This window comes from Micromonospora sp. NPDC049060, from assembly GCF_040649055.1.
In the GTDB taxonomy this organism is placed as follows: Bacteria; Actinomycetota; Actinomycetes; order Mycobacteriales; family Micromonosporaceae; genus Micromonospora; species Micromonospora reichwaldensis.
Window position 1 is genome coordinate 1 of the sequence record NZ_JBEZEV010000089.1, and the last position, 21364, is coordinate 21364.

At 73.0% G+C, this 21364-nt stretch carries 21 protein-coding genes and 1 pseudogene; 5 read left to right on the top strand and 17 right to left on the bottom strand.

Going from position 1 to position 21364, the window contains the following annotated elements:
- Window positions 1-362: 362 nt before the first annotated feature.
- The 5 genes from tatC to AB0B83_RS24905 form a co-directional block, all read right to left on the bottom strand.
- The gene (gene tatC / locus AB0B83_RS24885) at window positions 363-1313 is read right to left on the bottom strand and encodes a twin-arginine translocase subunit TatC (RefSeq protein ID WP_357580191.1); all 951 of its coding nucleotides are present in this window, start codon (window positions 1311-1313) and stop codon (window positions 363-365) included.
- Window positions 1314-1331: 18 nt separating this feature from the next.
- Window positions 1332-1658 (bottom strand): Sec-independent protein translocase subunit TatA, encoded by a 327-nt coding sequence (gene tatA, locus AB0B83_RS24890; protein WP_121398247.1) that lies wholly within the window; start codon window positions 1656-1658, stop codon window positions 1332-1334.
- A gap of 207 nt (window positions 1659-1865) precedes the next feature.
- Window positions 1866-2114 (bottom strand): hypothetical protein, encoded by a 249-nt coding sequence (locus tag AB0B83_RS24895; RefSeq protein WP_132237479.1) that lies wholly within the window; start codon window positions 2112-2114, stop codon window positions 1866-1868.
- A gap of 10 nt (window positions 2115-2124) precedes the next feature.
- Window positions 2125-3189, bottom strand: a complete 1065-nt coding sequence (locus AB0B83_RS24900) for a YafY family protein (RefSeq protein ID WP_357580192.1) — start codon at window positions 3187-3189, stop codon at window positions 2125-2127.
- Entirely contained in the window at window positions 3186-4184 is a 999-nt protein-coding gene (locus AB0B83_RS24905) for a WYL domain-containing protein (protein WP_357580193.1), read from the bottom strand. Before AB0B83_RS24905 ends, AB0B83_RS24900 begins: the two co-directional genes overlap by 4 nt.
- Before the next feature lie 126 nt (window positions 4185-4310).
- Here AB0B83_RS24905 and AB0B83_RS24910 point away from each other — a divergent pair, with 126 nt between their 5' ends.
- Together AB0B83_RS24910 and AB0B83_RS24915 are read left to right on the top strand one after the other, a co-directional pair.
- On the top strand, window positions 4311-5267 hold the full coding sequence (locus AB0B83_RS24910; protein WP_357580194.1) for a cation diffusion facilitator family transporter: 957 nt from the start codon (window positions 4311-4313) through the stop codon (window positions 5265-5267).
- 63 nt (window positions 5268-5330) lie between these two features.
- Window positions 5331-6416 (top strand): DUF3866 family protein, encoded by a 1086-nt coding sequence (locus tag AB0B83_RS24915; protein ID WP_357580195.1) that lies wholly within the window; start codon window positions 5331-5333, stop codon window positions 6414-6416.
- An 87-nt stretch (window positions 6417-6503) separates the two neighbouring features.
- Here AB0B83_RS24915 and AB0B83_RS24920 read toward each other — a convergent pair whose 3' ends face one another.
- The 9 genes and pseudogenes from AB0B83_RS24920 to arc form a co-directional block, all read right to left on the bottom strand.
- Window positions 6504-7052 carry a carboxymuconolactone decarboxylase family protein gene (locus AB0B83_RS24920; RefSeq protein ID WP_327028278.1) on the bottom strand — a complete coding sequence of 183 codons (549 nt, stop codon included), beginning with the start codon at window positions 7050-7052 and terminating at the stop codon, window positions 6504-6506.
- Between the two features lie 243 nt (window positions 7053-7295).
- Window positions 7296-7481, bottom strand: coding sequence for a hypothetical protein (locus tag AB0B83_RS24925; protein ID WP_311412756.1), 186 nt, complete (start codon window positions 7479-7481; stop codon window positions 7296-7298).
- 70 nt (window positions 7482-7551) lie between these two features.
- Entirely contained in the window at window positions 7552-8910 is a 1359-nt protein-coding gene (gene pafA, locus AB0B83_RS24930) for a Pup--protein ligase (RefSeq protein WP_151455849.1), read from the bottom strand.
- Between the two features lie 589 nt (window positions 8911-9499).
- Window positions 9500-10192, bottom strand: a pseudogene (gene prcA, locus AB0B83_RS24935) (proteasome subunit alpha); the annotation flags it as partial.
- A 61-nt stretch (window positions 10193-10253) separates the two neighbouring features.
- On the bottom strand, window positions 10254-11093 hold the full coding sequence (prcB, locus tag AB0B83_RS24940; RefSeq protein WP_192581475.1) for a proteasome subunit beta: 840 nt from the start codon (window positions 11091-11093) through the stop codon (window positions 10254-10256).
- Window positions 11012-11680, bottom strand: a complete 669-nt coding sequence (locus AB0B83_RS24945) for an endonuclease domain-containing protein (protein ID WP_357580196.1) — start codon at window positions 11678-11680, stop codon at window positions 11012-11014. The genes prcB and AB0B83_RS24945 overlap by 82 nt, the downstream gene beginning before the upstream one ends.
- Window positions 11681-11686: 6 nt before the next feature.
- Window positions 11687-11902, bottom strand: a complete 216-nt coding sequence (locus tag AB0B83_RS24950; RefSeq protein ID WP_088993750.1) for a ubiquitin-like protein Pup — start codon at window positions 11900-11902, stop codon at window positions 11687-11689.
- A 104-nt stretch (window positions 11903-12006) separates the two neighbouring features.
- Window positions 12007-13524 carry a depupylase/deamidase Dop gene (dop, locus tag AB0B83_RS24955; protein WP_151455852.1) on the bottom strand — a complete coding sequence of 506 codons (1518 nt, stop codon included), beginning with the start codon at window positions 13522-13524 and terminating at the stop codon, window positions 12007-12009.
- A 166-nt stretch (window positions 13525-13690) separates the two neighbouring features.
- Window positions 13691-15472, bottom strand: a complete 1782-nt coding sequence (arc, locus tag AB0B83_RS24960; protein WP_121398236.1) for a proteasome ATPase — start codon at window positions 15470-15472, stop codon at window positions 13691-13693.
- A gap of 177 nt (window positions 15473-15649) precedes the next feature.
- Here arc and AB0B83_RS24965 point away from each other — a divergent pair, with 177 nt between their 5' ends.
- The gene (locus AB0B83_RS24965) at window positions 15650-15946 is read left to right on the top strand and encodes a ferredoxin (RefSeq protein ID WP_357580197.1); all 297 of its coding nucleotides are present in this window, start codon (window positions 15650-15652) and stop codon (window positions 15944-15946) included.
- Window positions 15947-16028: 82 nt separating this feature from the next.
- On the opposite strand, the gene AB0B83_RS24970 is transcribed toward AB0B83_RS24965, so the two are convergent.
- From AB0B83_RS24970 to AB0B83_RS24980, 3 genes are all read right to left on the bottom strand, one after another.
- Window positions 16029-16601, bottom strand: a complete 573-nt coding sequence (locus AB0B83_RS24970; protein ID WP_132237455.1) for a hypothetical protein — start codon at window positions 16599-16601, stop codon at window positions 16029-16031.
- Window positions 16602-16682: 81 nt separating this feature from the next.
- A complete protein-coding gene (locus tag AB0B83_RS24975) occupies window positions 16683-17645 on the bottom strand; it encodes a tRNA (adenine-N1)-methyltransferase (protein ID WP_357580205.1) in 963 nt (320 codons plus the stop codon).
- Between the two features lie 41 nt (window positions 17646-17686).
- Window positions 17687-18841: a site-2 protease family protein gene (locus AB0B83_RS24980; protein ID WP_357580198.1), complete on the bottom strand. Its 1155-nt coding sequence runs from the start codon at window positions 18839-18841 to the stop codon at window positions 17687-17689.
- A 152-nt stretch (window positions 18842-18993) separates the two neighbouring features.
- Here AB0B83_RS24980 and AB0B83_RS24985 point away from each other — a divergent pair, with 152 nt between their 5' ends.
- Complete coding sequence (locus AB0B83_RS24985) at window positions 18994-19902, top strand: RecB family exonuclease (protein WP_357580199.1); 909 nt, start codon at window positions 18994-18996, stop codon at window positions 19900-19902.
- A 265-nt stretch (window positions 19903-20167) separates the two neighbouring features.
- Window positions 20168-21364, top strand: a complete 1197-nt coding sequence (locus tag AB0B83_RS24990) for a sensor histidine kinase (RefSeq protein ID WP_357580200.1) — start codon at window positions 20168-20170, stop codon at window positions 21362-21364.

Sequence of the window (21364 nt, forward strand, 5' to 3'; positions counted from 1 at the left end):
CGGCGCGGCCGTGCGCGGCGGCCGGGACGGCGGCTCCCGGCCGCACGACGGGCCGGGCGACGGGCACCCTGGGCCGCGGCGGGGAGGCGGCCTCCGGCCCGGGGACGGGTGGACGACCAAACGTCGGGCGACGCACTGGACAGCGACCTCCCTCGTCGGACACGTCGACACATCGTAAAGATCTGCTTACCCGATTGCAGCTCGCGGATGCCTCGTGACGGATTGCCGACTGGGTGCTGACGACTGACGCGCCGTGCGTTAGGGGGCCAGCCCGAGGTGCCGTACGCACCGGGCGGCAACGGAACAAGCCCCCCGGCGAGGGAGGGCTTGTGTCCGTTCGTGATCGGGGAACGACCGGCCGGTCAGGTCATGTCGTCGTAGCGGCGCTCGATCGGCGCCGGCGCGGCAACCGGCTCGGGGGCCGCGATCGGCGCGCTGGCGTCCACCCGCTGCCCGGCCTCCACCGGCTCGGGGTCGAACTCCAGCGGCGACACCTCGTCGTCGCCGACGCCCGCGTAGACCTCCTTGCCACGTCCCTTGCGCTTGTCGTTGAGGAACGCCACCCCGACGGCGACGAAGTAGAGCAGCGACAGGCAGAGCGCCAGCAGCGTCATGCCGAACGGCCCGGGGTCGGGGGTGGCGATGGCCGCGAACGCGAAGCAGATGAAGACCACGGCCCGCCACCAGCTGAGCAGTCGGCGGGCGCTCACCACCCCGGTGAAGTTGAGCATCAGCAGGGTGAGCGGGAACTCGAACGCGACCCCGAAGAGCAGGATCATGCTGGTGACGAACGAGATGTACCGGGTCACCTCCAGCTGGGTGTCGGTGCCGGTGACGCCGGCCTCCAGCAGGAAGGCCAGGCCCTTGTCCACCACGAGGAAGGCCAGCACCGCGCCGGCGGCGAACAGGGGCGCCGCGATCGCCACGAAGACGTACGCCCACTTGCGCTCGTTGCGGTGCAGGCCGGGCGCGATGAACGCCCAGAGCTGGTAGAGCCAGACCGGGGCGCCGATGATCAACCCGATCCAGAGCGCCAGCTTCAGCTTGAGGACGAACCCATCGGTCGGCGCGAGCAGCAGGAAGTTCTGACACTCACCGTCGACGATCATGCCGGGAAGCCGGCAGTACGGCTGCTTGAGCAGGTTGAACGCCGGCTGCGCGAGCAGGAAGCCACCGATCAGCCCCACCGCGATCGCCAGCGAGGCGCGGAACAACCGGGTGCGCAGCTCGCGGATGTGCTCGATGAGCGTCATCGAGCCGTCGGCGGCCCGCTCGAAGTTGCTCGGACCGCGCTTCTTGAGGGCGAAGGCCACGGGTCTCGGGCCCTTCGGTCAGTTGTCGCGGACGCGCTGCACCGGGTCGTTGACCGGGGGTGCGTACGGCTGCTGCTGCGGGGCGACGTGCGGCTGCTGCCCGGCGGGCGGCGGCGCGTACGGCTGACCCTGGACGGTCTGCGGCGGGAGCGGCTGGTAGCCGGACTGCGCGTCGGCCTTCTCGGCGAGGTCGCGGTCGTCGTCGTGCAGGCTCTTGGTCTCGGCCTTGATGATCCGCAGCGAACGGCCCAGCGAACGGGCCGCGTCCGGGAGCCGCTTCGCGCCGAAGAGCAGGATCAGCACGACCACGAGTACGGCGATGTGCCACGGCTTGAGGGCACCCATGGGAAGCTCCAGTCGCTCTGTGTCGTCGTGAGGGGTGTACCGCAGCCCATCGTACGTCCGTCGACGGCCGCTGCCACCCGCCGGGTGGTGGTGGTTCGTCCCGGCCGGTGAAGTCTTGACCAACGCGGGACGTCCCGTCAACCATCTGCCGCAGGATCGTTCCTGCGTGAACCGGAGCGGTTCGCGCAGGAACCGGGCACCGATCGATCAGTCGCCGCGTTTCGCCTTGATCACGGCCAGCCGCCGCTGGGTGGTGTCGAGCTGCCCCTGGAGAGCCTCCGCCCGCGCCTGGAGGGTCTCGGCGGTCTCCCGCAGCGCCTCCGCCTCGGTCGCCCGGCGTTGCAGGGCAACGGCGGCGCGACGCAGCCGGGGCAGCCGCGCCAGCACCGGCCGCAGGGCCAGGGCGAACACGACGAGCGCGAACAGCACCACCGCGAGCACGATCCACTTCACCACGGCGGTCAGCCTACTGCGTGCCGGCGGTGACCGCCGGGTCGGCCGGGGAGACCGCCCGCGCCGGGTCCGGCCCGCCGACGGGCACGGGTGGCGCGGCCGGCACCGGCGACGCGTACGCGTCGAGGGCGGCGACCGCCGCGGCCCGCACCTGCTCGGCCAGCTCGACCGGGGCGACCACCGCCACGTCCGGGCCCAGGCCCAGCACGAACCGGCGGGCCCAGCCCAGGTCGGTGACCCGCAGCGACACCAGCCACTGGTCGCCGCCGCCGGCCTCGACCCGCTCGCACGGGTAGTACTCGGTCAGCCACCGCTCGCCCCGACCGATCCGCAGGGTGATCAGCGGCAGGTCCGGCGACGGGCGGAACACGCCCTCGGTGAGGTCGTGCGGGCGGGCCTGGGGCGGCACGACCGCCCGCTCCTCCAGCTCGGCGACGGCGTCGATGCGGTCGGCCCGGAACAGCCGCACCGCCTCCGCCCGGCGGCACCACGCCTCCACGTAGGCCCGCCCGCCGACCATCAGCATCCGCAGCGGGTCGACGACGCGGTCGGTGGTCTCGTCCCGCGCGGCCGTGTAGTAGGTGATGCGCAACGCCCGGCCGCTCTCGACGGCCGTCCGCAGCTCCGCCACCCGCCGGGTGTCGGCGGGCAGCCGGACCTCGACCGGCGCCGCCACCAGGTCGCCGGCAGCGTGCTCGATCTTCGCGAGGGCCCGCTCGACGGCCTCCCGGTTGGTCACCCCGGGCGTCTCGGCGAGCATCCGCAGCGCCACCACCAACGCGAGGGCCTCGTCCGGGGTGAGCCGCAGCGGCCGGTCGATGCCGGCGTCGTAGGTGATCGTCACCCGGTCGCCGTCGAAGGCCATGTCGATCAGGTCACCGGGGCCGTAACCGGGCAACCCGCAGACCCACAGCAGCTCCAGATCCTCGCGCAGCTGCCGCTCGGTGACGCCCAGGTCCCCGGCCGCCTCGGCGAGCTCGATGCCGGGTCGGGCCAGCAGGTAGGGCACCAGGTTCAGCAGCCGGGCCAGCCGGTCGGCCGACGCGCGGGAGCCGCCCCGGGCGGCCGGCCGGGTCACCGGATACCCCCGGCGACCGCCAGGTCGTCGTGCCGGGCGGCGATCTCCTTGAGCCGCTGGATCACCGCGTCGCGCACCTCCGGCGGATCGAGCACCCGCACGTCCGGGCCGTAGCCGACGAGCTGGCCCGCGAGGACGTCCGCGTCGGCGTAGGGCAGGACGAGCCGGTCGCCCTCCGGGCAGGCGGTGACGTCGACGGACCAGCGGCGCAGCCCGGCGGCGCGTCCGGCGGCGACCAGCACGGTGGCCCGCCCGGTGCGCTCCGCCGGCCCCGACCAGCGGGCCACGTGGCTGATCAGGTCGACCCCGGCCGGCGGCTCGTAACCCCCGGGAGCGCCGGTCGCCCGGACCGTGCCGACCACCCGGGACAGCCGGAAGCAGCGGGTCGCCTCGCGGTCGAGGTCGTGCCCGACCACGTACCAGCGGCCCCGCCAGCAGACCACGCCCCACGGCTGGAGGCGGCGGCGGGTCGAGTCGTCGCGGTCGGGCACCCGGTAGTCGAAGCTGACCTCGCGCCGGTCGCGGGCCGCGGCGGTGAGCGGCGCGAACGCCGGGTCCACCGTGACCATCGGCTCCAGACCCAGCGTGGCCTGCGGGTCCACGTCGACGCCGGCGGCGCGCAGCTTCGCCAGCCCGGAGGAGGCGGCGGCGGCCAGGCCGGCGTGCTGCCACAGCCGGGCGGCGATGCCGACCGCGGCGGCCTCGTCCGGTTCGAGGGGGATGTCGGGCAGCGCGTACTCCCGGTGGGCGATCCGGTAGCCGGGCTCCGCGTCGAAGACGCTCGCCGTCCCGGTCTCCAGCGGCACGCCCAGCTCGCGCAGCTCGGCCTTGTCCCGCTCGAACTTGCGCTGGAAGGCCTCGTGGTCACGCGCGTCGTCCGGATCGTGCTCGTAGCCGGGCACGGTCGCGGCGATCTGCGCGGCGGTCAGGAACCGCCGCGTGGACAGCAGGCAGATAACCAGGTTGACCAGGCGTTCGGTGCGGGTCCGCGACACGCGGTAGACGCTAGCAGCACACCCGCCGCGCCCGTGCACCCACGCGGGCAGGACGTGCCCGGCGTCGCGCCCGGCCGGTTCACCGGTCGCCGGACGGTCGGCCACCGACGACCCTACAGTGACGTGGTGGCCCAGCCGGAGGTCAGGACCGAGAGCGTCGCCACCGTCGTGGTGGCGGGGGCCGCCAACCTCGCCATCGCGGTGGCCAAGCTCATCGCCGGGGTGATCTCCGGGTCGGCGGCGATGCTCTCCGAGGCCGTGCACTCCGTCGCCGACACCACCACCGAGGTGCTGCTGTACCTCGCGTTGCGCCGCGGGGCGCGGCCCGCCGACGCCCGGCACCCGTTCGGGTACGGCAAGGAGAGCTACGTCTGGGCGTTCCTCGCGGCGCTGTTCACGTTCGTCGCCGGCGCCGGCTTCGCGATCACCCACGGCGTCACCACCATTTTGGTGCACGAGCACAGCGGCGAGTACCTGGTCACCTACGTGGTGCTGGCGGTGTCGTTCGCCATCGAGTCGGTCTCGTTGGCCCGCGCCGTGCACCAGGTCCGCGCCGAGTCCCGACGCTGGCGCACCACGCCGCGCCGGTTCCTGCACCTGACCTCCGACACCCCACTGAAGGCGGTGTTCCTGGAGGACAGCGCCGCCCTGATCGGGCTGGTGCTGGCCGCCGCCGGGGTGGCCCTGTCCGAGCTCACCGGCGACGAGTTCTGGGACGGCGCCGCCTCCGTCCTGATCGGCGTGCTGCTGCTCGTGGTGGCCGCCGTCCTGGCGCACAGCAACAAATCGCTGCTGGTCGGTCGCTCCGTACCGGAACGGCTGCGCGGCGAGATCACCGAGGGACTGGCCGGCCTGCCCGCCGTGCGGCGCATCGACACGCTGCTGACGATGCAGCTCGGTCCGAGCGACGTCCTGGTCGCCGCGAAGGTGGACTTCGACGACGACGCGAGCGGCGCGACCATCGAGGACGCCGCCGACCAGGCCGAGCGGCGGCTCACCGCCCGTTACCCACAGATCCGGTACGTCTTCCTCGACCCCACCCGCACCGGCGACGCCCCGCAACCCGGCGGCCCTGGCGGCTGACCGCCGACCGGCCGCACCGCCCCGGGCGCGCCTGCCGCGGGCGGCGACGCTAGCGTGCCGGGCATGGTGCGATGGCGGTCGGGAACGGTGACGGCGCTGCGGCGGCAGTGGACCGGGGCGGTGGAACTGGACGTCGAGCTGCCCGACGGCGGCACCGTACGCGCCCTGGCCTACCCCGCGCTCGTCGGGCGGCCCGAGCCCGGCGACCGGGTGCTGCTCAACGCCGGCGCGCTGCTGATGGGCCTCGGCACCGGCGGATACGCCCTGGTCGTGGCGCTGCCCGACCGGCTGCCCCCGGATCCGCCGCAGGCCCTCGACAGCCGCGACGCCGGCCACCTCGTCAAGGCCCGTTACACCCCGCTGCAGCCGATCCTGCTCGGTGTCGACGAGGAGGCGTCCCCGCACCGGGAGGTCATGGAGGCCGCCGACGACCTGGCCGGCCTGCCCGTCGTCACCGCCGACCTGCACTCCGCGCTGCCGGCCGTCCTGGCCGGCATCCACGCCGACGCCCCCGCCGCCCGGGTCGCGTACCTGCTGACCGACGGCGGGGCGCTGCCGGCCTGGTTCTCCCGCACCCTCGCCGCGCTGGGCGACCACCTCGTCGGCACGGTCACCGTCGGCCAGGCGTTCGGTGGGGACCTGGAGGCGAGCACCCTGCACAGCGGGTTGCTGGCCGCCCGGCACGTGCTGCGCGCCGACGTGGCGATCGTCGCCCAGGGACCGGGCAACCTGGGCACCCGCACCCGGTGGGGCTTTTCCGGGGTGGCCGTCGGGGAGGCCGTCAACGCCGTCGCCACGCTGGGCGGGCGCCCGATCGGATCGCTGCGGATCTCCGACGCCGACCCCCGGCCCCGCCACCGGGGCGTGTCGCACCACAGTCTCACCGCGTACGGACGGGTGGCCCTCGCCCCCGCCGAGCTGGTGGTGCCCGACGGACTGGCCCCGGCGCTGGCCGGCGAGGTGGAGGCGGCGCTGGCGCCCCTCACGGCGCGGCACACCGTCGTCCGGGTCCCGACCGACGGGCTGGACGCCGCGCTGCGGGACACCCCGGTGACGCTGTCCACCATGGGTCGGGGCCTGGACGCCGACCACGCCTACTTCCTGGCCGCCGCCGCGGCCGGCCGGCACGCCGCGCGCCTGCTGAACTGACCCGAGGGCCACCACCGGGCCCCGGCGCCTGCGGGTGCGGCGGTCGCCCGCACCCGAGCGGGAGGCGCCGGGCCCGGTGGTGGTCGGTCAGCTCGCCCCGTAGCCGTACCGCACGATGCGCTCGGCGGCCATCTCGTACACGGCCGGATCCTCCGGGGCCAGCGTGCCCAGCCCGTCCACGTACCGGTTGAACATGCAGAACGCCGCCGCGATCAGGACCGTGTCGTGGATCTCCAGATCCGTCGCGCCGGCGCCCCGGGCGACCTTGACCAGGTCCGCCGTCACCTCCCGGCCACTACGCTGCACGGCACCGGCGATGTCCAGCAACGCCCGCAGCTTCTCGCTGACCTCGGCGGCCGCCGGATCGGCACGGACCTGCTCCACCAGCCGCATCCCCGAGGGCAGCTGCGCCGCCGCGAACGCCGAGTGCGAGGCACAGCAGAAGTTGCAGTCGTTGAGCCCCGACACGTACGCCGCGATCAGCTCCCGCTCCCCCGCAGTCAGCGTGGGATGCGGAGCGCGCAGCAGCGCCTCCGCCAGCTCGCCGAGCGGCTTGGCCGTCTCGGGACGGAACCGCAGCGGGCCGTTGATGCCCGGATGCTCCCGCTCGTCGAGGCCGAGGTCGATGTGTGCCATACGGTCACCCTCCCTGCCGCGACCACGCAGCGCGCGTGGTCCGTCACCGACAATGCCGAACGGGCACGACGGTTCCAGCTCAGCCGGGACGGCACAACTTCCAGAGTGCGGCGTCGCCCCGGCCAGGGTGCCGGGTCGGACCGGCGGCCGGGCGCCCCACTTCGCGGCCGCCGGGGAGAACCGGTTCGGCGTCCAGCGTGAAAACCGACCCGGCCCGTGGCGCCCGTCCGCGCCGCGGCCGGGTCAGACCAGGAAGATGAGGGCGAGCCAGGCGCCCACGATCAGCACCAGCGCGAGCGCCAGCACCCAGGTGGGCACCGTGTACTCGCCGCGCCGGTTGCGCTCGATCTCGGCGCGGATCTTCTCGCGGCGGCGCTCGGCCCAGTTCTGTCGCTGGTGGCCGCGCTCGGGAGGTTCGGAAGTCGTCATGGCGCGGTCAGCCTACCGGCCCGGCCGGCCCGGACGGTGATCGCCACCGCACCGGGCCGGCCGGCCGCCGTCACATGCTGGCGATCAGCCGCTCCACCCGCTCGTCGTACGCCCGGAACGGGTCCTTGCAGAGCACCGTGCGCTGCGCCTGGTCGTTGAGCTTCAGGTGCACCCAGTCGACGGTGAAGTCGCGCCGCTTCTCCTGGGCGTGCCGGATGAACTCCCCGCGCAGCCGGGCCCGGGTCGTCTGCGGCGGGGTCTCCTTGGCCTCGAAGATCTCCGGATCGGTCGCCACCCGGTCCACCTCGCCGCGCCGCTCCAGCAGCCCGTAGAGGCCCCGGCCCCGGCGCAGGTCGTGGTAGGCCAGATCCATCTGGGCCACCCGTGGGTGCGACAGCGGCAGGTCGTGCTTGCGCTGGTAGCGCTCGATGAGCCGCAGCTTGGTCACCCAGTCGATCTCCCGCGACACCGGTTCCAGGTCGCCGGTCTCCACCGCGCTCAGCACCCGGCCCCACAGCTCCACCACCCGCTTGGCGGTCTGGTCGCCGCCGCGCCGCTCCACGAACTCGGTCGCCTTGGCCAGGTATTCCTGCTGGATCTCCAGCGCGCTGACCTCCTTGCCGGAGGAGAGCCGCACCTTGCGGCGGCCGGTGATGTCGTGCGACACCTCGCGGATCGCCCGGATCGGGTTCTCCAGCGTCAGGTCGCGCATCACCACCCCGGCCTCGATCATGCGCAGCACGATGTCGGCGGTGCCGACCTTCAGCAGCGTGGTGACCTCGTTCATGTTGGAGTCGCCGACGATGACGTGCAGCCGCCGGTAGCGCTCCGCGTCCGCGTGCGGCTCGTCGCGGGTGTTGATGATGGGCCGGCTCCGGGTCGTCGCCGACGAGACGCCCTCCCAGATGTGCTCGGCCCGCTGCGAGAGGCAGTAGACCGCCCCACGCGGCGTCTGCAGCACCTTGCCCGCCCCGCAGATCAACTGCCGGGTGACCAGGAACGGGATCAGCACGTCGGCCAGCCGGCCGAACTCCCCGTGCCGCGACACCAGGTAGTTCTCGTGGCAGCCGTACGAGTTGCCGGCCGAGTCGGTGTTGTTCTTGAACAGGTAGATCTCGCCCGCGATGCCCTCGTCGTGCAGCCGCTTCTCCGCGTCGACGAGCAGACCCTCCAGGATCCGCTCGCCGGCCCGGTCGTGCGCGACCAGGTCCACCACCGAGTCGCACTCCGGGGTGGCGTACTCCGGGTGCGAGCCGACGTCCAGGTAGAGCCGGGCGCCGTTGCGCAGGAAAACGTTGCTCGACCGGCCCCACGACACCACACGGCGGAAGAGGTACCGGGCGACCTCGTCAGGGGACAGCCGCCGCTGCCCGCGGTAGGTGCAGGTGACGCCGTACTCGGTCTCGAGGCCGAAGATTCGCCGCTCCATGATGAGACATTAGCCGCCCGAGGCCCCAGATGGGCAGCGCACACCGTGCCGGTCTCACACGGGATCGGTGACGGTCGGTCCCGGGCACCGCAGCGCCGGCCCCGGCGAGCGCGCGGCGGCCACGACCATTCGTCCGTACGCCCGCCGGGCGGGTGCGGTGCGACGCCGACCTTCCGACCGGGGCGTCCCAGTTGGACGCTCCGCGCCACGAACCCGCGACGGGCGGCCGGGTCCCGTACGGCGGTGCCGGAAGGCCCCTGAGCCGGCCGGACACGGCGGGTGCCCCTTGGAACGCGCGGGAACGGCGGGCGACCCGTGAGACGGCCGGGAACAGCGGGCGGCGGGCGCGGTCGGGTCGCACGACGGCGCGCGGGCCGCATTCGACCCGCGCGCCACACCGGGCCCCGAGCTGGGCGGTCGGGCGTGTCCACGCCCGACGGCCCAGCCGGGACGTGCCTTGCTACGCCTCGGGGGTGTCCCGGCCCTCCAGGTCCGCCGAGCCGGCCGACGTGGTGGGCTTCTTCGCCTCCTCGGTCGGCGAGGTCGGCGTCTCCGGGCGGGCCGACACCGGCTCCTCGGCCTTGTCGCCGTCGAGCAGCGCGGTCAGCGCGGCCCCGGTGATCCGGCGGAACGTCCGCCCCACCCGGCGGCGGTCCAGGACCGCCACCTCCAACTGGTTGGCGGCGATGGTCCGGGCGGCGCCGCCCTCTCCCCCGACGCTGCTCAGGGCCTGCACCGCGACCTTGACCGCCTCGCCCAGCGACATGTCCGGACGGTGGTGGGACTTCAGCACGCCGGTGATGGCCTCGGCCTGCCCACCCATCGCCATCCGGCCCGGCTCGTCGTTGACGGATCCGTCGTAGGTGAGCCGGTAGAGCTCGTCGTCCTCGGCGGTGGTGCCGACCTCGGCCACGCAGATCTCCACCTCGAACGGCTTCGACTGCTCGGTGAAGATGGCACCCAGGGTCTGCGCGAAGGCGTTCGCCAGGGCCCGGCCGGTGACGTCACGCCGGTCGTAGCTGAGGCCGTTCAGGTCGGCCATCCGAACGCCCGCGCGGCGCAGGTTCTCGAACTCGTTGTAGCGGCCGACGGCGGCGAAGCCGATCCGGTCGTAGATCTCACTGACCTTGTGCAGGGCGCTGGAGAGGTTCTCGGCGACGAAGAGCACCCCGCCCTCGTAGCTCAGGACCACCGCGCTGCGGCCCCGGGCGATGCCCTTGCGGGCCAGCTCGGAGCGGTCGCGCATGATCTGCTCGGGCGAGGCGTAGAACTGCATGGCCACGGCGGCGGTTCTCCTTAGGGCGCTGTGCTGACGGCTGCTGACTGGTACGGGCGGGAGCGGATCAACCGCCCGGGTTCTCCATCCGGCCGGAGACCACGCTCTCGGCGATCGCCGACATCTCCTCGTCGGTGAGCCGGTGGGTGCCCTCCGCCGTCGCCGTCATCACCACCGGGTAGATCCGCCGGATCAGGTCCGGGCCGCCGGTCGCGGTGTCGTCGTCGGCCGCGTCGTAGAGCGCCTCGACCGCGAGCCGGACCGCCTCGTCGATGGAGAGCCCCGGCTGGAAGCGCTTCTTCAGCGCCGACCGGGCGAAGAGCGAGCCGGAGCCGATCGCGTCGTAGCCGGTCTCCTCGTAGGGGCCGCCGGTGACGTCGAAGCTGAAGATGCGGCCGGCCCGCGCCGGGTCCTTCGCGGCCAGGTCGTAGCCGGCGAAGAGCGGGATCACCGCGAGACCCTGCATCGCGGCGCCCAGGTTGCCACGGATCATGGAGGCGAGCCGGTTGGCCTTGCCGTCGAGCGAGAGCATCGCGCCCTCGATCTTCTCGTAGTGCTCCAGCTCCACCTGGAACAGTCGCATCAGCTCGATGCCGATCCCCGCCGTGCCGGCGATGCCGACGAGGGAGTACGCGTCGGCCGGATGGACCTTCTCGATGTCGCGCTGGGCGATCAGGTTGCCCATGGTGGCCCGCCGGTCGCCGGCCATCACGACACCGCCGGCGGCCGAGATGGCCACGATGGTGGTCGCGTGCGGCGCCATGTCGGCGGCCATACCCGGCGGCAGCGGCCGGCGGCCGGGCAACATCTCGGGGGCCACCTTGCTCAGGAACGAGGTGAAGGAGGACGTCCCCGCGTTGGTGAACACATCTGGTAGACGCCCGGATGGATCAAAACCCGCTGCCACGTGGTTCCTCTCAGATATGTGATCGCCCCGGCCAGCCGCGACCGATCGTCACGGAACTGGCCAAGGCCACCGTTGCAGTTGAAGCACAATATCCCGCGCACCCACCCGGTGCGATGATCGTGGTCGAGATGTTGGGGATCCGCTGTGCCACAGATCGCGCACACCCCGCCCTGCTCGGCCAGGAGCTCCTGGAACTCCTTCTCGCCGATGCCGTAGCGCCGCCGCAGGTGGTATTCGCGCGTGCCGCCGTACAGGCGCTGAACGGTCTCCCTGCCACGCGCGTTGTGGCAGGGCTTGCAGTAGCTGTGCCGACCGCTGCTCTTGGTGGTGCGTGGGAACTCGTCAACCGGCTTGACCTGGTCGCAGTCCGGGCACCACTTGAGCCCTTCGCCAACAGGGGTGGCCGACCGCTTCTGCGGCCCGATGCCACGCCTGCGGCGGCTCGCCGTCGAGCGAGCCGCCGCACACGACTTGCAGTAGTAGGCGAGCCCGTCCGCCCGTCGCCGGTTGCGGTGGAACTCGGCGGCGGGCAGTAATCGATCACACTGGGGGCATACTTTGCCCGACGCTTGAGGCAAATCGGGCATATAGTATCACTCCCCCCCTTTCTGGACGTATCCGCGCACGAACTCCTCGGCGTTCTCCTCGAGGACGGAGTCGATCTCGTCGAGCAGGTCGTCGACGTCCTCGGTGATCTCGGCGTGCCGCTCGGCGACTTCCGGGTTCGCCTCCGTGGTGACGTCCTCGATCTCCTCGCCCTGACGCGACTTGCCCGACTGCGACTGCCCGCCGCTGTCACGAGTGGCCATTGCTGCCTCCTCCACGATCGCCCTGCGATCAACTTACCTCGCGGAGGCGACGAAAAGCCCGCCGCGCGCCGCGTTCGGCACCCGACGGGCAATCGTCGACCCGGTCAGCCGCCGGTGAGGGTCTCCAGCAGGTCCTTGGCGCTCGCACAGCGGTCGAAGAGCGCCCCCACGTGCTTGCGGGTGCCGCGCTCCGGCTCCATCATCGGCACCCGCACCAGCGACTCCCGGCCGACGTCGAAGATGACCGAGTCCCAGCTGGCCGCGACGACCTCGGAGGCGTACTGGGCCAGGCAGCGGCCGCGGAAGTAGGCCCGGGTGTCCTCCGGCGGTTCGGTCATCGCCGTACGCGTCTGCTCGTCGTCGAGCAGCGTCTTCATCGCGCCCCGGGAGACCAGCCGGTGGTAGAGGCCCTTCTCCGGGCGGACGTCGGAGTACTGGAGGTCGACCAGTTGCAACTTGTGCGAGCCCCAGCCGAGCTGCTCGCGCTCCCGGTAGCCCTCCAGCAGCCGCAGCTTGGCCACCCAGTCCAGCTCGTCGGCGCAGAGCATGACGTCACGGCCCAGCCTGTCCAGCACGCGCTCCCAGCGGGCGAGCACGTCGAGGGTCTGCTCGTCGGCGTCGGTGCCGTAGCGGTCGTCCACGAAGGACCGGACCCGCTCGTAGTAGGCCCACTGGAGGTCCAGGGCCGTCAGCCGCCGCCCGTCGCGCAGCCGCATCCGGTGCGTCAGGGACGGGTCGTGGCTGACGGCACGCAGCTCGCTGACCGGGTCGGCGATGCCGAGGTCGGGGCCGAGCGCCTTCTCCTCGATCATCGTGAGGATCAGCGCCGTGGTGCCGACCTTGAGGTAGGTGGAGATCTCCGACAGGTTCGCGTCGCCGATGATGACGTGCAGCCGGCGGTACTTGTCGGCGTCGGCGTGCGGCTCGTCGCGGGTGTTGATGATCGGCCGCTTGAGGGTGGTCTCCAGCCCGACCTCGACCTCGAAGAAGTCCGCACGTTGGGAGATCTGGAAGCCGCTCTGGCCGCCGTCCTGGCCGATGCCGACCCGGCCGGCGCCGCAGACGATCTGCCGGGTCACGAAGAACGGCGTCAGGTACGCGACGATGTCGGCGAACGGCGTCTGCCGGCGCATCAGGTAGTTCTCGTGCGAGCCGTAGCTGGCGCCCTTGTTGTCGGTGTTGTTCTTGTAGAGGTGGATCGGCTGGGTGCCGGGGATGGTGGCGGCGCGGCGGGCCGCCTCGGCCATCACCCGCTCCCCCGCCTTGTCCCAGCGCACCACGTCCAGCGGGTTGGTCACCTCTGGTGTGGAGTATTCCGGGTGGGCGTGGTCGACGTAGAGCCGTGCGCCGTTGGTGAGTATCACGTTGGCCAGCCCGAGGTCCTCGTCGGCGAGCGCCTCGGCCGGGTCGTACGCGGCACCGGAGTAGGTGAAGCCGCGCGCGTCCCGCAGCGGCGACTCCTCCTCGTAGTCCCAGCGGGCGCGGCCGCCCCGGTTGAGTTCCGGGCGCGCCCCGTAGGCGTTGACCACCTGGGAGGAGGTGACCATGGGGTTGGCCCCGGCCTGGCCGGGAACGGAGATGCCGTACTCGACCTCGGTGCCCATGATCCGTCTTACGCTCATCGACCTACCCGCTTCGCTCGCCCGACCCGGTCCCCCGTCACGTCGAGCGTAGTCGGCCGCGCGGCGGATGGGGGCGCGGCGGACCGGGGCGGCGGGGGCCGAGAGGCGGGCACGGACGGGACGGGGCCCGTGACGCGTCGCGCCACGGGCCCCGTGCGGGTGTCCGTCAGAGGTACTGGCCGGTGTTGCTGGCGGTCTCGATGGACCGGCCGGCCTCCGCGCCCTTGCCGCCGGAGACGAGCGTGCGGATGTAGACGATCCGCTCGCCCTTCTTGCCGGAGATCCGGGCCCAGTCGTCGGGGTTGGTGGTGTTGGGCAGGTCCTCGTTCTCCCGGAACTCGTCGACGCAGGCGTCGAGGAGGTGCTGCAGGCGCAGGCCCTTGCGTCCGGAGGTGAGGAACTCCTTGATGGCCATCTTCTTGCCCCGGTCGACGATGTTCTGGATCATCGCGCCGGAGTTGAAGTCCTTGAAGTAGAGGACTTCCTTGTCGCCGTTGGCGTAGGTGACCTCGAGGAAGCGGTTCTCCTCGGTCTCCGAGTACATCCGCAGCACGACCGCGTCGATCATCGCCGCGACGGTGGCCTGGGGGTCGCCGCCGTGCTCGGCCAGGTCGTCCGGGTGCAGCGGCAGCCCGGAGAGGATGTACTTGGAGAAGATGTCCTTGGCCGCCTCGGCGTCCGGCCGCTCGATCTTGATCTTGACGTCGAGTCGGCCCGGCCGGAGGATCGCCGGGTCGATCATGTCCTCCCGGTTGGAGGCGCCGATGACGATGACGTTCTCCAGCCCCTCCACGCCGTCGATCTCGCTGAGCAGCTGCGGGACGATTGTGTTCTCCACGTCGGAGGAGACGCCGGAGCCACGGGTCCGGAAGATCGAGTCCATCTCGTCGAAGAACACGATCACCGGGGTGCCCTCGCCGGCCTTCTCGCGGGCCCGCTGGAAGATCAGCCGGATGTGCCGCTCGGTCTCGCCGACGTACTTGTTGAGCAGCTCCGGGCCCTTGATGTTGAGGAAGAAGCTGGTGTGCTTCTCCTTGCCCTCCCGCTCGGCGATCTTCTTCGCGAGCGAGTTGGCCACCGCCTTGGCGATCAGCGTCTTGCCGCAGCCGGGCGGGCCGTAGAGCAGGATGCCCTTCGGCGGGCGGAGCTGGTGCTCGCGGAACAGGTCGGCGTGCAGGAAGGGCAGTTCCACCGCGTCGCGGATCTGCTCGATCTGCGAGTGGAGGCCACCGATGTCGGTGTAGTCGACGTCGGGCACCTCCTCCAGGACCAGTTCCTCGACCTCGCTCTTCGGGATCCGCTCGTACGCGTACGCCGAGCGGGGCTCGATCATGAGCGAGTCGCCGGCCCGGATCGGCGAACCGATCAGGGTGTCGGCGAGGTGCACGATGCGCTCCTCGTCGGAGTGCGAGACCACCAGGGCCCGGTCGCCCGGGCTGCCGTCGGGACCCGCGAGGATCTCCTTGAGCATCGCCACCTCGCCGACCCGCTCGAAACCGAACGCGTCGACGATGTTGAGTGCGTCGTTGAGCAGGACCTCCTGGCCGCGCCGCAGCTCGGCGACGTCCAGCGAGGGCGAGACGGCGACACGGAGCTTGCGTCCGCCGGTGAAGACGTCCACCGTGCCGTCGTCGTGCCGCGCAAGGAAGACGCCGTAACCACTCGGCGGTTGCGCGAGGCGGTCGATCTCCTCCTTGAGCGTCACGATCTGCGCGCGAGCCTCCTTGAGGGTGCTCACGAGCCGGTCGTTGTTCTCGGTCAGCCGCGCCAACTGTGCCTGGGTGGCCGCCAGCCGCTCTTCGAGCTGCCGGACGTGTCGGGGGCTTTCGGTCAACTTGCGCCGCACCAGAGCGAGTTCCTCTTGAAGGAACGCGACCTGCGTGGAGAGATCGTGGGCCTCCTTCTCCCACCGTGCGGCGCGCGAGTCCGCGTCGTCGCTGCGTGCCACGTCCCACCTCCCCGGGGGGCTTGAACGTTCTGCCCTAACACTAGCCGCTATGAGGCCGATTCGGTCCCACGCAACGCGCTCGTCACCGAACCTTGATCGCGAAGGGTGGCCCGGGGGGCCGGTACGGGCGTTCGGGTACCGTCGGGGCGTGGGACGGGAGAACATGGGGGGTGCGCCGTGGCGCAGGTCGTGACGGACGAGTTGCAGGTCTGGGTTGACCAGGATCTCTGCACGGGCGACGGGCTCTGCGTGCAGTACGCGCCCGAGGTCTTCGAGTTCGACGTCGACGGGCTGGCGTACGTCAAGGGCCCCGACGGCGAGCTGCGGATGGCGCCGGGCAGCCGGGTCGGCGTACCGGAGCACCTGCGCCTCGAGGTGATCGACTCGGCGAAGGAGTGCCCGGGCGAGTGCATCCACGTGGTGCGCGGCAGCGACGGCGTCGAGGTGGCCGGCCCGGAGGCCGAGGAGGACTGACGGCCCGGCCCTCCCGCGCCGTGGCGCGGGAGGATCGAGACGTCCGGGGACCCCGCCTGCGCGGGCCACCCGGGCGTACGGCTCAGAGCATCGGGCGGCCGACCACCGAGGCGACCAGGCGGGCGAACTCCTCCAGGCGGGCGATCTGTCCGGCGCCGCCGTCGTCGAGGGTCTTGCCGAAGCGCAGCGCGTCGTGCCGGGGCGCGCCCACCGCCTCGTCGCTGGGCGGCGCCTCGTCCAGCGAGGTGAGCAGCAGGTAGACGTCGATGCTGTCGACCCGGATCCCGCCGTCCTCGGCACGGGTGAGCCGGCGCCGGCAACCGACCTCGGTCACCGTGGAGACCGGCACCACCCGCAACGACGAGGTCATCGAGCCGGGCGGCCCGTCCTCCGGCGGCACGTCCTCGCCGTGCCAGAGGACGAGGCGGCTGCCGTCGCAGACCACGACCTCCTGCCACACCCCGTTGACCTCGTTGACGAAGCGTTCCAGGGTGAAGCCGAGCACCGAAGCGCCGCGCAGCACCCCACCGAGCGCCTCGAGCGCGACGTCGGGGTCGCGCAGGTACGCCCGGGCCGCCGATTCGAGGTCCTGGTAGGGCGACCAGTCCGGAAACACCGCCGGCAGGTCACCCCCGCCGAAGCCGGGCCGGCTCATGCCACCTCCCCGTGCCCGGCCCGCCGGCACGCGCCGACGGGCGGGATCCGTCCGTTCACTCCTCGTCGCCCCGCTGCGCCGTCACGGTCGTTCCGTGTCCTCGGCCGCCTGCTGCGCCGAGGCAGCCGCCGCCTGCCTGGCGGCCTCGGCCTCGCGCAGCGCCTGGCGGCGTTCGGCGTACGCCTCGGCGCCCTTGCTGGGCTTGCGGCGCCGCGGCGGTGCGGTGACGCCGGGGGCGAGCTTACGCGCGGAGACGAGGAACGCGGTGTGCGCGATCATGCGGTGGTCCGGTCGCACGGCCAGCCCCTCGGCGTGCCAGTCGCGCACCAGCGACTCCCAGGCCCGCGGCTCGGTCCAGCCGCCGCGCTCACGCAGCGCCTCGACCAGCTCGGACAGCTGCGGGGTGGTGGCGACGTAGCCGATGAACACGCCACCGGGCACCAGCGCCCGCTCGACCATGTCGAGGGTCTCCCACGGGGTGAGCATGTCGAGGATGATCCGGTCGAAGCCGGTCTCGGCGCACCCGGCGACGTCGCCGACGTGCAGGTGCCACGCCGGGTGCGGCCCGTTGAAGAACGCCTCGACGTTGCGCCGGGCGATCTGGGCGAAGTCGTCGCGCACCTCGAACGAGTGCAGCTCGCCCCCGGTGCCGACCGCGCGCAGCAGGGAGCAGGACAGCGCGCCGGAGCCGGCGCCGGCCTCCAGGACCTTGGCGCCGGGGAAGATGTCGCCCATGGCGACGATCTGGGCGGAGTCCTTCGGGTAGATCACCTGGGCGCCGCGCGGCATCGAGAGCACGTAGTCCGACAGCAGCGGTCGCAGGGCCAGGAACGCGGTGCCGCCGCCGGTGGTGGTGACCACGCTGCCGTCGGGCAGGCCGATGAGCGCGTCGTGCTCCAGGATGCCGCGGTGGGTGTGGAACGCCTTGCCCGGCTCCAGGGTGACCGTGTGCATCCGCCCCTTGGGGTCGGTCAGCTGCACCCGGTCGCCGATCCGGAACGGGCCGCGGTGCACGGGGGGCAGCGCCGGGGTGTCGGCCGACACCGGGATGCCCGGGTCTGCCGGGGCGGCGGGGGGAGTTGCGGTCACGTGTTCATCTTCCGTTGAGGTTCGAGGAGCTGAGCCAGATCCGCGATGTGCAGAATGCCCACGACATCTTCGCCTGAGGTCACCACGTACTGCGCGCCCGGGTGGGTCTGCACGGTCTCCATCACGCGTTCCCCGTCGAGTCCCACCGGCATCGCGGGCAGGTCGGGCAGGGATCGGGCGACCGCGTCGACGGCCAGCCAGGGGCGGCGTTCCGCGGGTACGGCGTCCGCCGCCGCCGGGTCGACCAGGGCGACCGGCCGGCCGGCGGTGTCGGTGACCACGAGGGCGGCGCCCGGGGTGCTCCCGTCGGCGCGCCGGCGCTGCGCCTCGGCCAGCGGCGTGCCGGTGGGCACGGCGAGCACGGGCCGGGCCAGCCGGGCCAGGTCGATCAGCGGGAAGCGGCGGCTGATCCGGGCCATCCGGATCGACTGCCCGGCGCCGCGCCACAGGGTGAACGCGACGAGCAGCATCAGCGGCAGCGCCAGCGGCGCCAGGTTGCGGGTGAGGGTGAGCAGGGCGACCAGCGCGGCGGTGCCGACGGCGACGACGCGTCCCACCCAGCCGGCGACCTCGGTGCCGCGGTGCCGGTCGCGGGTCACCGCCCAGACCGCCGCCCGCAGCGCCCGGCCGCCGTCGAGCGGCAGGCCGGGCAACATGTTGAACAGCGCGACGATGACGTTGCTCACGGCCAGTTGGAAGGCGAGCTGGTTGGCCAGGGTGCGGTCGGGCAGGGCGAGGGTGGCGGCGACCGCGAGCACGCCGAGCACGGCGGAGACGGCCGGGCCGGCGAGCGACACCAGCAGGTCGATCCGGGGCGTCGGGGCGTCGCGGTCCATCTCGGTGTAGCCGCCGAGCAGTTCCAGGGTGATCCCGCGCACACCGATGCCGTAGCGGCGGGCGGTGAGGGCGTGGCCGAGCTCGTGCAGGAGCACCGAGCCGAGCAGGGAGACCACGAAGCCGAAGCCGATCAGGTAGCCGGCGAGCTGGGACAGGTCGAGCTGGCGGCGGGCGAACTCGGCGTACAGCACGGTCACCAGCAGGGTGAGCAGCACCATCGAGCCGTTGAGGTGCAGCGGCACCCCGAACACCCGGCCCACGGTCAGGCCGCCCCGCGCGTCGGGCCGGCGGCGCGGTCGCCTCGTCTGCTCCATCGGATCGATGCTACGCGGCGGAGATCATGCGCCGGGGTGGCGACGGGACCGGACGCCGGCGCGGCGCGGCGGTCGTGCACCGGCCGGCGACGCGATCATGCACCGGTGCGGCGACGGCGGTGGTGTCACACCGGTGCCCTAACCTTCCGGGCATGACGGCGGAACCGGTGACCACGCAGCATTCCCCGACCCCGGCCGAGGTCCCGGCGACGGTGCGGGCCTCGCTGTCGCCGTCGCGGGCGGCGGATTTCAAGACCTGCCCGTTGCTCTACCGGTTCCGCAGCATCGACCGGCTGCCCGAGCGGCCGACCGTCGAGCAGGCCCGGGGCACGCTCGTGCACGCGGTGCTGGAGCGGCTGTTCGACCTGCCGGCCGCCGGGCGCACGCCGACGGCCGCCGGCGACCTGGTGGCCCCGCAGTGGGACCGGCTCGTCACCGAGCAGCCGGAGCTGGCGGCGCTGTTCGCCGACGGCGACCCGGCGGCGACCGAGTTCCTCCGCTCCGCCGCGGGGCTGCTGGAGGGCTACTTCGCGGTGGAGGACCCGCGCCGGCTGGAGCCGGCCGAGCGGGAGAGCCTGATCTCGGCGGTGGTCGACGAGGAACTGCTGATCCGGGGCTACGTCGACCGGCTCGACGTGGCGCCCGACGGGGCGTTGCGGGTGGTCGACTACAAGACCGGCGGCGCGCCGCGCGAGGCGTTCGAGGCCCGGGCGTTGTTCCAGCTCAAGTTCTACGCGCTGGTGCTCTGGCGCACCCGGGGCGTGGTCCCCCGGGTGCTGCGGCTGCTCTACCTCAAGGACTCGGAGGTCTGCGACTACGCCCCGGACGCCGACGAGCTGCTGCGCTTCGAGCGCACCGTGGTGGCGTTGTGGCGGGCGATCGAGCAGGCGACCGCGCAGCAGGATTTCCGTCCCCGCCCGAGCCGGCTCTGCGACTGGTGCAGCCACCAGGCGCTCTGCCCGACCTTCGGGGGCACCCCGCCGCCGTTCCCGACGCAGGCGGCGCCGGATCCGCTGCGCGACGCCCGGTCCCGCCCGACGCCTCCCGGCGCCGACGAGTGACCGGCTGAGCGGCGCACCACCATCCGGTGACGTCCGCCGCCGCTCGGCGGATGCGCGCCAGGTGACGCCGCCGCCGATTCGGCCGGTCCGCCCGGCTGGGGCATGCGGCGGACGACACCACACGGCCGGCCTGTGGCGCCCACGCGACGCGTGACGCCCGCGTCGGCCGCCCCGACGGGGACGAGCTGCTCTCCTCCTGAGGGATGAGGCCGGGCTCACCGCCGGCGACGATCAATCGGCCGCCACGGCGGATAGCGTCGCGGGTATGACTTCGGGCCCCCGGGAGTGGCTGCGCGGGCACCCCGTCGCCGTGGACGTGCTGCTCGCCGGCGGGCTCGTCGTGGCGGAGGTGGTGCTCACCGCGTTGACCCCGCGCGAGTACTGGCCGGGGCGTCTGCTGGCGGCGCTGGGCTGGAGCGTGGTCTGCGCCGCCCCGGTGGCGTGGCGGCGGGTGGCGCCGTGGGCGGCGGTCGCGCTGGCGGTGGCGACGCTGGCGGTGCCCCTGCTGCTCGGCCCCGCGCCGACCACGCAGGGCATGACCTTCATGGTGCTCACCTACACGGCGGCCGCCGCCGGGCCACCGCGTACGGCGGTCGTGGCGGCGCTGGTGCTGTGGATGCCGGTCGCCGCCACCAGCGCCCTCGCGCCGCCGCCCGACGAGCTGCTGGCGAACGTCAGTCCCGCCTACCTGGTGCTGAACAACCTGCTGGTGGGCGTGGTGTCGTACTCGGTGGGACGCGCGGTGCACGCCCGCCGGGCCTCCACCGAGGCGCTGCGGGAGCGGGCCCGGGCCGCCGAGGAGAACCAGCGTTCGCTGGCCGAGCGGGCGGTCGCCGACGAACGCCGCCGCATCGCCCGCGAGCTGCACGACGTGGTCGCGCACCACGTCAGCGTGATGGGGGTGCTGGCCACGGGGGCCCGCCGCGTGCTGCCGAAGGATCCGGGCGCGGCCGACGGGGCGATCGCCACCATCGAGCAGACCAGCCGGGAGACGCTGCGGGAGATGCGTCGGCTGCTGGACGTGCTGCGTACCGACGCCGAGCCGGCCGCCGACCTGGCCCCCCAGCCGGGGCTTGCCGGCATCGAGGCGCTGGTGGAGCAGGTGCGCGACGCCGGCCTGCCGGTGACCCTGCGGGTCGAGGGCACCCCGGCGACGCTGGAGGAAGGCGTGGCGTTGACCCTCTACCGGATCACCCAGGAGGCGCTGACCAACGCGCTCAAGCACGCCGGCGCGGCCACCGCCCAGGTGCTGCTGAGCTTCGACGGGGACACGGTCGACGTGGAGATCGCCGACACCGGGCGCGGCCCCGGGCCCGACGGCGACCGGATCGGGCACGGCCTCGTCGGGATGCGGGAGCGGGTCGCCCTCTACGGTGGTGTCCTGCGTACCGGGGCGCGGCCGGGCGGGGGCTTCCGGGTGTCGGCGAGGATCCCGGTGGAACCCCGGGACGCGGCGGCGTGA